Origin of the sequence: Pseudomonas sp. L7, assembly GCF_046605565.1 — a bacterium.
Classification (GTDB): domain Bacteria; phylum Pseudomonadota; class Gammaproteobacteria; order Pseudomonadales; family Pseudomonadaceae; genus Aquipseudomonas; species Aquipseudomonas wayambapalatensis.
The window spans coordinates 733,684-746,342 of record NZ_CP176784.1; the positions used below are offsets into that span (position 1 = coordinate 733,684).

Genomic DNA, 12,659 nt, shown 5'->3' on the forward strand with positions numbered 1-12,659 from the left:
AGTATATGGCAGATTTTCACTGTGCTCGCGGCAGCCCAGGATAGCGCCATGAATACCTTTATCGCGTTGTATCAGAACATGGGGCCGGCATTGTCACTGCTGGTGATCATCACCTTTGCCATGGCCGGTGCGGTCAAGGGCGTGATCGGCCTGGGGATGCCGACCATCGCCATGGGCATGCTGGGGCTGGCTATGCCTCCGGCGCAGGCAGCGGCACTGCTGATCGTGCCCTCGACCCTTACCAACCTGTGGCAACTGGCCTCGGGCGGGCACTTGCGCGGGCTGCTCAAGCGCCTGGGCAGCATGCTGGTGATGATCGTCGCCGGTACGCTGCTGGGCAGCCTGTGGCTTGGCATCGACAGCGGCCCCTGGGCGGCGCATGCGCTCGGTGGTGCGCTGTTGATATATGCCCTGTACGGGCTGGTGGGGCCGGGCTTGCGCGTCCAGCCACAGTGGGAGTGGTGGCTGGGGCCGCTGTGCGGCCTGCTGACTGGTGTGGTGACGGCGGCAACCGGGGTGTTCGTGATACCGGGGGTGCCCTACCTGCAGGGGCTGGGCCTGGATCGTGACGCGCTGGTCCAGGCGATGGGCCTGTCGTTCACGGTCTCGACCCTTGCGCTGGCGCTGGGCCTGGCCGGGCAGGACGCGCTCGACGGCCCGGCCCTGGGTGCGTCATTGCTGATGCTGGCCCCCGCCTTGCTGGGCATGTTCGCCGGCACCTGGCTGCGCCAGCGCATCAGCGCGGCACAGTTCAGGCGCTGCTTCTTCGTGGGCCTGGCGCTGCTCGGCGGGCACCTGCTGATCAACGGCTAGCGGAGGAAGCGCTGAGCATCTCGATCATCTGGATATCGAAGTCGCGCTCCAGGTAGTCCATGCGCTTCTCGAAGAACGCGGCCATGTGCGGCAGGGCCGAGTGCACGTCGAGGGCGGCCTTGTCGGCCCAGACCTCGTAGAACACGAACAGGCTCGGGTCTTCCTTGTCGCGCAGCATGTGGTACTCGATGCAGCCGGGCTCCTGGCGGCTCGGTTCGACATAGGCGCGGAACAGGGTTTCGAAGGCTTCGGCCTTCTCAGGACGGGTCTTGGCTTTGAGGATGAAAGCGAACTGCTCACTCATGGCGATGGCCTGTGCGGGGGAAAGTGAGCAGATTGTATTGCAATAATCTGATGTCTATTCGTGACTTTAAGGCAAATGTATTTTGCCGCCAGCCGGCTTTTTCCTGCGCCTGCGACTGCCTAGTCTGCCGCCATCACTTTTGACTCGGTCGGCAGGCGTCCTTGCCTCGGACCGACCCAGACCTACGAGGCTCCCCATGAAAAAGATTCTTCTACTCAACGGCGGCAAACAGTTCGCTCATTCCGACGGCCGCCTGAACCGCACCCTGCACGAGGCCGCGCTGGCCTATCTGGATCGTGCCGGTTTCGACGTGCAGCAGACCTTCATCGACGGTGGCTATGACGTCAAGGAAGAGGTGCAGAAATTCCTCTGGGCGGACGTGGTCATCTACCAGATGCCGGGTTGGTGGATGGGCGCGCCCTGGACCGTGAAGAAGTACGTCGATGAGGTCTTCACCGAAGGCCACGGCAGTCTGTACGCCAGCGATGGTCGCACCCGTTCCGATGCCTCGCAGAAGTACGGCAGTGGCGGGCTGATCCAGGGCAAGCAGTACATGCTCTCGTTGACCTGGAACGCGCCGCAGCAGGCTTTCGACGATCCGACCGACTTCTTTGAAGGCAAGGGTGTGGATGCGGTGTATTTCCCGTTCCACAAGGCGAATCAGTTCCTTGGCATGACCGGCCTGCCGACCTTCCTGGCGGTGGATGTGATGAAGCGCCCGGATGTACCGGCAGCGCTGGCGGCGTACGAAGCGCACCTGAGCAAGGTGTTCGGCAAGGCTGAGTGACGAGGCGGCCACACTTGCGCCGTGACCGCCCAGCAGCTATCAATCAGCACTACCCCAAGCCCAAGGCCACCGCGTGAAAACCCGATCCGAAGAACTCCAGGTATTCGTCGCCGTCATCGACTGCGGTTCGATCTCCGCCGCCGCCGAGCAGATGGGCCAGACCCCGTCGGCGGTCAGTCGTACCCTGTCGCGCCTGGAGGGCAAGCTTGGGACCACGCTGGTCAATCGCACCACCCGGCGCATGGACCTGACCGAAGAAGGGCGTTTCTTCCTCGAGCGTTCGCGGGTCATCCTCGAACAGATGGACGATATGGAAGAGCGCCTGTCGATGAACCGCCAGACCCCGTCCGGGCGTCTGCGGATCAACGCCGCCGCGCCGTTCATGCTGCATGCCATCCTGCCGTGGATCGGCGAGTTTCGCCGCCAGTACCCCGGCATCGAACTCGAGCTCAATACCGACGACCTGATCATCGACCTGCTGGAACAGAGCACCGACGTGGCCATTCGCATCGGTGAGCTGGCCGATTCCAGCCTGCACGCGCGCTCGCTGGGGTGCAGCCCCGTGCAGGTGCTCGCCAGCCCGGATTACCTGGCCCGGCGCGGTACACCGCAGAAGGTCGAAGACCTCAGCACGCACTGCCTGCTGGGGTTCAGCGCACCCGAGACGCTCAATCAGTGGCCGTTGCGCCATGCCCAGGGGGACCGCTGGGCGATCCGTCCGGCGATCCTCGCCTCCAGCGGCGAGACCTTGCGCCAGTTGGCACTGGCCGGTGAAGGCATCGTCAGCCTGTCACATTTCATGACCCACGAAGACATTCGTGCCGGTCGGCTGCAGGTGGTGCTGGCCGAGGCCAACAACGGCTATCGCCAGCCGATCCACGCGGTCTACTACCGCAACACCCAACTGGCGCTGCGCATCCAGTGCTTCCTCGATTTCATCCAGCGCAAGCTATCGATGTACGCCTGCTGAGTTGCCTGAACGCGACAGAGTTGCCCAAAGACGCCCCCCTTCCCATGTGTCGTTTGCTTAGTCGCAACGCTTGAGCCTTAAATGAGTGCTCGACAAAAACAACACCAAGGAAGTGTCATGCGTATCGTCATGTTCCAGTCCCTGGCCCTCGGGGCCGCGATCCTGAGCTGTTCTTCCGCCTATGCCGTGACACTCGAAGGTGGCGCGGTGGCGGCGCCCGATCAATATGGCGCACAGGTAGCCGCCGACATTCTCAAGAAAGGCGGCAACGCGGTGGATGCCGCGGTCGCCACTGCGTTCACCCTGGCGGTCACCTACCCCGAAGCCGGCAACATCGGCGGCGGTGGCTTCATGACCCTGTTCGTCGACGGCAAGCCGTACTTCCTCGACTACCGTGAAGTCGCGCCCAAGGCCGCCACGCGCAACATGTACCTGGACGACAAGGGCGAGGTCATCGAGAACCTCAGCCTGGTCGGCGTACGCGCTGCTGGCGTGCCTGGCACGGTGATGGGCCTGTGGGAGGCGCACCAGAAGTTCGGCAAGCTCAAGTGGAGCGAGCTGCTCACCCCGGCCATCGGTTACGCGCAGAATGGCTTCAAGATCGCGCAGAAGCAGTACCAGTATCGCGACGATGCCCAGGGCCTGTTCAAGACCGCCACCAACTTCAACGACTACTTCGGCGACATGAAGGTCGGCGAGCTGTTCAAGCAGCCCGAGCTGGCCAAGACCCTGGAACGCATCGCCGACAAGGGCGTCAGCGAGTTCTACCAGGGCAAGACCGCCGACTTGCTGGTGGCGCAGATGCAGGCCGACAAGGGCCTGATCACCAAGGAAGACCTGAAGGACTACAAGGCCGTGTGGCGCGACCCGATCGCCATCGACTGGCGCGGCAATGTGGTCTACACCGCGCCACCGCCAAGCTCTGGTGGCGTCGCCCTGGCTCAGCTGTTGGGCATCAAGGAAGACCGTGCGGCCGATTTCAAGGGTGTCGAGCACAACTCGGCCAAGTACATCCACCTGCTGGCCGAGATCGAGAAGCGTGTGTTCGCCGACCGCGCCGACTACCTGGGCGACCCGGCCTTCACCAAGGTGCCGGTCAAGGAGCTGGTGGCCAAGGACTACCTGGCCAAGCGCGCGGCGCAGGTCAACCCCAATGCGATCTCCGACACCGACAAGGTCAAGCCGGGCCTGGAACCGCACCAGACCACGCACTTCTCCATCGTCGACAAGCAGGGTAACGCGGTGAGCAACACCTACACCCTGAACCTCGACTATGGCAGCGGCGTGGTGGTCAAGGGCGCGGGCTTCCTGCTCAACGACGAGATGGACGATTTCAGCGCCAAGCCTGGAGCGGCCAACGCCTTTGGCGTGGTGGGTGGTGATGCCAATGCCATCGAGCCGGGCAAGCGTATGCTCTCGTCCATGAGCCCAAGCCTGGTCACCCGCGACGGCAAGCTGACCCTGGTGGTCGGTACGCCGGGTGGTTCGCGGATCTTCACCTCGATCTTCCAGGTGATGAACAACCTGTACGACTATGGCATGCCGCTGGAAAAAGCCGTGGCCGCCCAGCGTGTGCACCACCAGCTGCTGCCCAAGGACACCATCTATTTCGACAGCTATGCACCGCTCGAAGGGCAGGTGGCAGAGGATCTGAAAAAAATGGGCTACGTGCTTGAGGACCAAGGCTGGGAAATGGGCGATATCCAGGCGATCCGGGTCACCGGCGAGAAGCTCGAGACCGCGTCCGATCCACGCGGGCGCGGGGTTGGTTTGATCGTCAAGTAATACCGTGCAAGCCCGCTTCCACAGGCACCCCACCGCGCTCAACGGCAGTGGGGAACCTGTGGGAGGTGCTTCAAACGCGGAAGTGGCTGACCATCGTCTGCAACTGCCCACCCAGCCGCGCCAGCTCCACGCTTGACGCTGCTGTCTCCTCACTGGCCGCCGCCGTCTGCTCCGACACATCGCGCACATTCATGATGCTGCGGCCGATCTCGTCGGCCACGGCGCTCTGCTGCTCTGCCGCAGCGGCAATCTGCTGGTTCATCGCCTGAATTCCCGACACAGTGCGGGTGATGCTGGCCAATGAGGTGCCAGCCTTGCGTGCCAGTTCCACGCTGCTGTCGGTCAGCCCGCTGCTGCCTTGCATGGCGGTGGCCACGCGCTGGGTGCCGTTCTGCAGGCTGGCGACCAGCTCTTCGATCTCTTCGGTGGACTTCTGCGTGCGCTGGGCCAGGGCCCGGACCTCATCGGCGACCACCGCAAAGCCGCGCCCGGCTTCACCGGCACGCGCCGCTTCGATGGCGGCATTCAGTGCCAGCAGGTTGGTCTGCTGTGCCACCGACTTGATCACGTCCATGACGCTGCCGATCTTCTGGCTTTCCTGTTGCAGCAGGTTCATCGCCTCGGTGGAGTGCTGTACTTCAGCGGCCAGGCGTTCGATCTGGCCGATGGCCTCGTTCACCACCCTGTCACCGGCACGGGCCTCGCCATCGGCCTGGGTGGCGGCTTGGGATGCCTGCTCGGCATTGCGTGCGACTTCCTGCACGGTCGCGGTCATCTCGTGCATGGCAGTGGCGACCTGGTCGGTTTCGACCTTCTGATTGTTGACTCCGGCACTGGTCTGCTCGGTCACTGCCGACAGTTCCTCGGCGGCGCTGGCGATCTGGGTGACGCCGTCGCGGATACCGGTGATCAGTGCGCGCAGGGTTTCGCCCATGCCCGCGATGCCCTGCTGCAAGGTGCCGAGTTCGTCACGCCGGGTGATGTGCAGGCGCTGGGTGAGGTCGCCTTCGGCGATCTTCTTCACCACTTCGAGGGTTTCCTGCAAGGGGCGGGTGATCTGGCGGGTGATGATCACGGCGCCGAGCAGGCCGAACACCAGCGCCAGCAGCGCCACGCCGAGTTGCAGGTTGCGCGCCTGGGCGGTATCGACATCACGCCTGCCAAGTTCGATCTTGTACAGCTCGTCGCTGCGCTTGGTGATCTGCGCCTGCTCCTCGATCATTTCCTGGCGTGCCGTGGCGATCGCCGCCCGGGCGTCGCGTACCTGCTGCTCGGCGTCGGGTTTGCTGGCGATGGTGCGATAGCCCTGGCGCATCTTGTCCAGCGAGGCGCGGTACTGGTCGATGTAGGTGGCCTGTTCGCGCAGCAGTTGCAGGCTCTGGGGATGGTCGAAGCTGGCGAGCAGTTCCTGCTTGTGCTGGTCGAAGGTGTCCAGGCGGGCTTGCACGGTGGTGGCGGCGCTTTCGTCGCCGTCGGCGAGCATGTATTGCAGGCGTGCCACGCGCAGGTTGTTCAGGTGCGTGTTGAACTGGGTGATCTGCCCCATCGAGTTGCTGCGTGCGACGAGGTTTTCCAGGCTGTTCCAGCCGGTCAAGGCCAGTGCGGTGGTGAGTAGAAGGACCAGGCTGAAGCCCAGCATCAGTTTGAGTTTGACGCTGATGTTGGCAAACCAGTTGCTCATGGAGGTTCCCCGGGGAAAGCGCCTGCTCGCGGGACTTCGCGTCATTCGGCTTTTGTTTTTGTGATGGGCCCTCCGTTGCCGCAGAAGAGATATCGGCAATGTCTGCAGGAGCTGAAACGCCGTTCAGCAGATTTTTTGGGGGAAGGATGGGGGCCGCGACGCGGCCCCGGAAGGCGTGTGGTCAGACGCGGAAATGGCTGACCAGGGTTTGCAACTGCCCACCCAGCCGCGCCAGCTCGACGCTGGAGGCCGCCGTCTCGTCGCTCGCAGCGGCGGTCTGTTCGGACACATCGCGTACGCTGAGGATGCTGCGGCTGATCTCTTCGGCCACAGCACTCTGCTGCTCTGCGGCGGCGGCGATCTGCTGGTTCATCGACTGGATGCCCGATACGGTGCTGGTGATGTTCTCCAGCGACGCGCCGGCCTTGCGTGCCAGTTCCACGCTGCTGTCGGTCAGGGTGCGGCTGCCGAGCATGGCGTTGGCCACCTGCTGTGTGCCGTTCTGCAGGCTGGCGACCAGCTCTTCGATCTCTTCGGTGGACTTCTGCGTGCGCTGCGCCAGGCCACGCACTTCGTCGGCGACCACGGCGAACCCACGTCCCGCCTCACCGGCGCGAGCCGCTTCGATGGCGGCGTTGAGCGCCAACAGGTTGGTCTGCTCGGCCACTGACTTGATCACGTCCATGACACTGCCGATCTTCTGGCTTTCCTGTTGCAGCAGGTTCATCGCTTCGGTGGAGCGGTTGACCTCGGCGGCCAGGCGCTCGATCTGGTTGATCGCCTCGCCCACCACTTTGTCACCGGCACGGGCTTCGCCGTCGGCGTTGGTCGCTGCAAGCGACGCCTGTTCGGCGTTGCGCGCGACTTCCTGCACGGTGGCAGCCATTTCGTGCATGGCGGTAGCGACCTGGTCGGTCTCGACCTTCTGGCTGTTGGCACCGGCGCTGGTCTGCTCGGTCACCGCCGACAGCTCCTCGGCCGCACTGGCGATCTGGGTAACACCGTCACGGATGCCGCTGATGAGGTCACGCAGGGTCGTACCCATGCGCGCAATACCTTGCTGCAGCACGCCCAGCTCGTCGCGGCGAGTGACTTGCAGGTTGTGGGTCAGGTCGCCACCGGCGATCTTCTCCACCACGGCGAGGGTCTCGCGCAGCGGGCGAGTGATCTGGCGGGTGATGATCACGGCGGCGAGTACGCCGATGAGCAGGGCCAGCAGCGTCGCGCCGATCTGCAGGGTGCGGGCCTCGGCACTTTCGATGTCACGGCGTTCGAGCTGGATCTTGTAGAGGGCGTCACTGATCTTGACGATATCGCCACCCTGGGTGGTCATCTCCTGGCGTGCCAGGGCGATCTGCGAGATGGCATCGCGGAACTGACGTACCGAATCACCATAGGCGCGCACGGCGACGTCGAATGCCTGGATACGCGTGCCGTCGTTCGGCAACTGGCGCTTGAGGCCGTCGATCTCGGTCAGGGCCAGGTCGAGCTGGCGCAGGGCGGCCTGTTCGTTGGCGTTGCTCGGATCTGAAATGTAGTTGCGCACGTCCAGGCGTACCTGGGTCAGCTGTTGGCGAGCCTTGCTGACGGTCAGGTACTGTTGCAGGCGGCTGGCATCGCTTTCCTCGCGGGTCAGCACATCGTTGCCGATGGCGGCGACGGCTTCCACGGCCTTGGTGCCGTTCTGGTTCATGCTGTCGCGGGCGCCAAGGGTGGTCTTGTAGGCGGCACGCATCTTGTCCAGCGATACGCGGTACTGGTCGATGATACCGCCCAGCTCGCGCAGCAGCTTGACGTTTTCCGGACTCTTGAAGGTGGTTACCAGGTGCTGCTGCTGTTTGTTGAAGATATCCAGCTTGGTCAGCACGTTGGCTGCCGCGGTGTCGTCGCCGTCGGTCAGCATGTATTGCAGACGCGCCACGCGCAGGTTGGTCAGGTCAGTGTTGAGGCGGGTAATGTCGCTCATCCAGTTGCTGCGATTGATGAGGCTGCCCAGGCTGGTCCAACTGGTCAGGGCCAGCAGGCCGGTCAATACCAGGACCAGACCGAAGCCCATCCCGAGTTTGAGGTTCACGCTCTTGTCGGCAAACCATCTGTTCATGCACGCTCTCCAGAAAATGTGTCTTGCAAAATCTCACGTCGCCGGGCGTTGTTCTTATAGGGGCCAGCTGAAGGGTCCATGGGTTATCGGCCGAATTGGCTGTCGCTGAAACGTTTTTCAGCAGAAAAATGACCCATTGGTCGTATTGCGTTCTGGAGGGGCTCTGCAACGCCCGTTGCAGCGGGGCGTTACAGATTGCGTGCGCTGAAGGTGTCGCAGCGGTTCAGGTCGCCGCTGGCAAAGCCAGCCTTGAACCAGCGTACCCGCTGCGCCGAGGTGCCATGGGTGAAGGAGTCGGGCACCACGCGTCCCTGACCCTGTTGCTGCAGGCGGTCGTCGCCGATGGCGTTGGCGGCGTTGAGCGCCTCTTCGACATCGCCGGGCTCCAGCCAGTTGAGGCGTTTCTGCGCCTGGTAGGCCCAGACACCAGCCAGGCAGTCGGCCTGCAGTTCCTGGCGTACCAGCAGGCCATTGTCGCCTTCCAGGCGCTGGCCGCTGCGGCGCGCGGCATCGACCTTGGCCGAGACGCCGAGCAGGGTCTGCACGTGGTGACCAATCTCGTGGGCGATCACGTAGGCCTGGGCGAAGTCGCCGGCGGCGGCGAAGCGGGTTTCCATTTCACGGAAGAACGACATGTCCAGGTACACCCGCTGGTCAGCCGGGCAATAGAAGGGGCCGACCGCCGAGGAGGCGAAGCCGCAGGCGGAGCTGACCTGGCCGCTGAACAGCACCAGCTTGGGATCGCGGTACTGCTTGCCGGCCTGGGCGAACAGGGCTTTCCAGGTATCCTCGGTGTCGCCGAGGATCGAGGCGACGAACTCGGCCTGTTGGTCATTGGCCGGCGGTGCCTTGCCGCCAGCGCCGCTGGGCGCTGCCTGCTGCTCCATCTGGCCGGCAAGCTGGCCGAGGATCTGCAGCGGATCCTGGCCGGTGAGCCAGCCGATGCCGACGATCAGCAGCACAGCACCCAGCCCCAGGCCCTTGCCACCGCCGAAGCGCATCCCACCGCCACCGCCTTCGCCGCGTGCATCCACTACATTGTCGCTGCGTCGGCCTTTTCGCCAGTCCATAGAAGTTCTCCGCTGTGAGGGTCGTGCCTGGCTGAAGGGCCGTTGGGCTCTGCGCAGCCAGCACCGCAGTCCATCCAGAATAGTCCAGCGCTTCAGATCGGGAGGTCTGGTGAAAAGTTGCATAACCAAATGGTTATGTCTGGCGCGCATGTTTTCAGTTTTCGCCCTGCGCGACCTGCCGGAAACTGCACGTCCGCCTGCCACGCACAGGTGGTTCGAACAATTCCAAGAGAGGAAAACGGCATGCCCGCCCAGGACACCAGCCGCTTCGTGATCCGTGATCGCAACTGGCACCCCAAGGCCTTCACGCCTGATTACAAGACATCCATCGCCCGCTCGCCGCGCCAGGCGCTGGTGAGCATTGCGCAGTCGGTCAGCGAAAGCACCGGCCCGGATTTTTCCCACCTGCGCTTCGGCGAGCACGACCATGACCTGTTGCTGAACTTCAACAATGGTGGCCTGCCGATTGGTGAGCGCATCATCATCGCCGGGCGGGTCGTCGACCAGTACGGCAAGCCGGTGCCCAATACTCTGGTGGAGATGTGGCAGGCCAACGCTGGTGGTCGCTACCGCCACAAGAACGACCGCTACCTGGCCCCGCTCGATCCGAACTTCGGTGGCGTCGGTCGCTGCCTGACCGACCGTGACGGCTACTACAGCTTCCGCACCATCAAGCCCGGCCCCTACCCCTGGCGCAACGGCCCCAACGATTGGCGTCCGGCGCACATCCACTTCTCCATCAGCGGCCCTTCGATTGCCACCAAGCTGATCACCCAACTGTATTTCGAAGGTGACCCGCTGATTCCGATGTGTCCGATCGTCAAGTCGATCGCCAACCCGGACGCGGTGCAGCGCCTGATTGCTCGGCTCGACATGAGCCACGCCAACCCGATGGACTGCCTGGCCTACCGCTTCGACATCGTGCTGCGTGGCCAGCGCCAGACCCACTTCGAGAATCGCTGAGGAGATCCGTCATGCCTATCGAACTGCTGCCGGAAACCCCCTCGCAGACTGCCGGCCCCTATGTGCACATCGGCCTGGCCCTGGAAGCGGCCGGTAACCCGACCCGCGATCAGGAAATCTGGAACCGCCTGGCTCGTCCGCAGGCCCCGGGCGAGCACATCCTGCTGATCGGCCAGGTGTACGATGGCAATGGCCATCTAGTGCGCGATTCCTTCCTCGAGGTGTGGCAGGCCGATGCCAACGGCCAGTACCAGGACGTGTTCAACCTGGAGAACGCCTTCAACAGCTTCGGCCGGACCGCCACCACCTTCGATGCGGGTGAGTGGACCCTGCACACGGTCAAACCAGGTGTGGTGAACAATGCCGCCGGGGTGCCGATGGCACCGCACATCAACATCAGCCTGTTTGCCCGTGGGATCAACATCCACCTGCATACCCGCTTGTATTTCGATGACGAGGCCGAGGCCAACGGCAAGTGCCCGGTGCTCAACCTGATCGAGCAGCCGCAGCGGCGCGAGACACTGGTCGCCAAGCGCTGTGAGGTGGATGGCAAGACAGCCTATCGGTTCGACATTCGCCTCCAGGGGGAAGGGGAGACGGTGTTCTTCGATTTCTGAGGGGCGCTACTCAACAAAAATGGGCGTAGCGCCAGGCGCTACGCCCAAAACAGGAGCGGTGCGGTTACAACGGGGTGTTACTTCTTGACCGGCTTCAGGTCGAACTTGTCAGCCTGGTACTGGAACAGCAGGCAATCTGCTGCAGCGGTGCAGCCGCTCTCGTGAACCAGGTCGGCGGGCAGCTTGTAGTACGAACCTGCCGGGAATTCGGTGCGCTTGCCATCGATCACGGCATAGAAGGTCCCGTCGAGTACTACGGTCGGCAGGGTCTCGGTGTGCTGGTGCAGGCCGTTGTCGACGCCCTTCTTGAACTTCACGTAGGCCGAGTACGGGCCCTCGCCAAAGATGTCGCCTTCGACGTTGGCGTAGCTGACCGCGCCCTTGGTGTTCGGCACGTCCTGCCATTTGAGTTCGGCGCTGTTCGGGACAGAGACCAGTTTGGTTTCGACGGCCTGCGCGGTAAGGGCGAGGGTGCCCAGGGCGAGGCCGGCAATCAGGGTGTGCAGTGCTTTCATGGAGAGGCTCCTTCGCCGATCAATGTGAGTGAGCGAAGGTTAACCAGATGTTCTAAGCACAGATACGGCACAAGTTAGCCATGACTTGTGCTTTTGTTGCACCAATCAATCTTCCCAGCGCGGCGTTCCGTAGTAGTGCTGCACGTAGTCGAGCAGTGCGCGTACCTTCGGTGCCAGATATCGGCTCTGCGGGTAGACGGCATACAGGCTGCGCCCCGGCAATCGCCAATCGGCCAGCACCGGCACCAGGCGCCCGTCGCGCAAGGCGTCATGCACGATGAAACGGTCGAAGCTGGCGATACCCAAGCCACCGATGGCGGCTGCACGCAGGGCCATGGGCGAGTTGGCGCTCAGCCGCCTGGGCATCAGCACGTCCTGCTGGGCACCTTGCGGACCGCTGAGCTGCAGGCGCTGGGGATGGGTGAGGCGGCTGTAGCCAAGTAGCGGATGGTCCTTCAGTGCGTCGGGCGTGGTGGGTGTGCCTTGGCGTTCGGGGTAGCCCGGTGCGGCCACCAGCATGACCGGGCTGGGCGCCAGCAGGCGTGCGACCAGGCTGGAGTCGGGCAGATGGTCGGTGATCCGCAGGCAGACATCCACTTCCTCCTCGATCAGGTCGACGAAGCGATCGGTACAACTGAGCTCGATCTGCAGGTGCTCGTACCGTGCCGCGAAATCCGGCAGCCAGTGGCCCAATTCGAGCTCTCCGAAGGCGGTGGCAACGCTCAGGCGCAATGTGCCAGTGGGCTGTTGCTGGTGCTCGGACAGCTCCAGGTTCATGGCCTGCATCTGTTCGAGAATCAACACACAGTGGCGATAGAACAGCATGCCCGCTTCGGTGGGTTGCAGGCTGCGGGTGGTGCGGTTGAGCAGTTGCGTGCCGAGTTCGCGCTCGAGGTTCTTCACCTGGCGCGACAGCACGGTGTGAGACACGCCCGCCTGATGGGCGGCGGCGCTGAAACTGCCGAGGTCGACGACTCGGCGGAAGGTCTGCATGGCGCTCAATTGGTCCATCGGCACATCGCTCCTTGGGTGCGTGCGGCGGGGTCTGCTCGA

The 12,659-nt window shown here is 63.6% G+C and carries 12 protein-coding genes; 6 read left to right on the plus strand and 6 right to left on the minus strand.

Translation table 11 applies throughout. From position 1 onward, the window contains the following. Window positions 1-48 precede the first annotated feature (48 nt). Window positions 49-813 carry a sulfite exporter TauE/SafE family protein gene (locus tag ACK3BK_RS03525; RefSeq protein WP_186720366.1) on the plus strand — a complete coding sequence of 255 codons (765 nt, stop codon included), beginning with the start codon at window positions 49-51 and terminating at the stop codon, window positions 811-813. On the opposite strand, the gene ACK3BK_RS03530 is transcribed toward ACK3BK_RS03525, so the two are convergent. Beyond that, entirely contained in the window at window positions 803-1,117 is a 315-nt protein-coding gene (locus ACK3BK_RS03530) for a putative quinol monooxygenase (RefSeq protein ID WP_186711355.1), read from the minus strand. The two genes, ACK3BK_RS03525 and ACK3BK_RS03530, sit on opposite strands and share 11 nt — an antisense overlap. 196 nt (window positions 1,118-1,313) lie before the next feature. Between ACK3BK_RS03530 and ACK3BK_RS03535 the strand changes: the two genes are divergently transcribed. From ACK3BK_RS03535 to ggt, 3 genes are all read left to right on the plus strand, one after another. After that, the gene (locus ACK3BK_RS03535; RefSeq protein ID WP_186669353.1) at window positions 1,314-1,904 is read left to right on the plus strand and encodes an NAD(P)H-dependent oxidoreductase; all 591 of its coding nucleotides are present in this window, start codon (window positions 1,314-1,316) and stop codon (window positions 1,902-1,904) included. 73 nt (window positions 1,905-1,977) lie between these two features. Further along, window positions 1,978-2,874 (plus strand): LysR family transcriptional regulator, encoded by an 897-nt coding sequence (locus ACK3BK_RS03540; protein WP_186669355.1) that lies wholly within the window; start codon window positions 1,978-1,980, stop codon window positions 2,872-2,874. 117 nt (window positions 2,875-2,991) lie between these two features. Then, window positions 2,992-4,659, plus strand: coding sequence for a gamma-glutamyltransferase (ggt, locus tag ACK3BK_RS03545; protein ID WP_411383742.1), 1,668 nt, complete (start codon window positions 2,992-2,994; stop codon window positions 4,657-4,659). Between the two features lie 70 nt (window positions 4,660-4,729). Here ggt and ACK3BK_RS03550 read toward each other — a convergent pair whose 3' ends face one another. From ACK3BK_RS03550 to ACK3BK_RS03560, 3 genes are all read right to left on the minus strand, one after another. Beyond that, entirely contained in the window at window positions 4,730-6,385 is a 1,656-nt protein-coding gene (locus ACK3BK_RS03550; RefSeq protein WP_411383743.1) for a methyl-accepting chemotaxis protein, read from the minus strand. Window positions 6,386-6,521: 136 nt separating this feature from the next. Then, window positions 6,522-8,441, minus strand: coding sequence for a methyl-accepting chemotaxis protein (locus ACK3BK_RS03555; protein WP_411383744.1), 1,920 nt, complete (start codon window positions 8,439-8,441; stop codon window positions 6,522-6,524). 188 nt (window positions 8,442-8,629) lie between these two features. After that, window positions 8,630-9,511: a neutral zinc metallopeptidase gene (locus ACK3BK_RS03560; RefSeq protein ID WP_411383745.1), complete on the minus strand. Its 882-nt coding sequence runs from the start codon at window positions 9,509-9,511 to the stop codon at window positions 8,630-8,632. A gap of 243 nt (window positions 9,512-9,754) precedes the next feature. On the opposite strand from ACK3BK_RS03560, the gene pcaH reads away from it, so the two are divergent. Beyond that, window positions 9,755-10,474 carry a protocatechuate 3,4-dioxygenase subunit beta gene (gene pcaH / locus ACK3BK_RS03565; protein WP_186669370.1) on the plus strand — a complete coding sequence of 240 codons (720 nt, stop codon included), beginning with the start codon at window positions 9,755-9,757 and terminating at the stop codon, window positions 10,472-10,474. A gap of 11 nt (window positions 10,475-10,485) precedes the next feature. Beyond that, window positions 10,486-11,091, plus strand: a complete 606-nt coding sequence (gene pcaG / locus ACK3BK_RS03570) for a protocatechuate 3,4-dioxygenase subunit alpha (RefSeq protein WP_186669372.1) — start codon at window positions 10,486-10,488, stop codon at window positions 11,089-11,091. Between the two features lie 77 nt (window positions 11,092-11,168). On the opposite strand, the gene ACK3BK_RS03575 is transcribed toward pcaG, so the two are convergent. Both ACK3BK_RS03575 and ACK3BK_RS03580 read right to left on the minus strand, forming a co-directional pair. After that, a complete protein-coding gene (locus tag ACK3BK_RS03575) occupies window positions 11,169-11,606 on the minus strand; it encodes a cupin domain-containing protein (protein ID WP_186669374.1) in 438 nt (145 codons plus the stop codon). A gap of 105 nt (window positions 11,607-11,711) precedes the next feature. Continuing rightward, window positions 11,712-12,617, minus strand: a complete 906-nt coding sequence (locus ACK3BK_RS03580; protein WP_411383746.1) for a LysR family transcriptional regulator — start codon at window positions 12,615-12,617, stop codon at window positions 11,712-11,714. Between the last annotated feature and the right edge of the window lie 42 nt (window positions 12,618-12,659).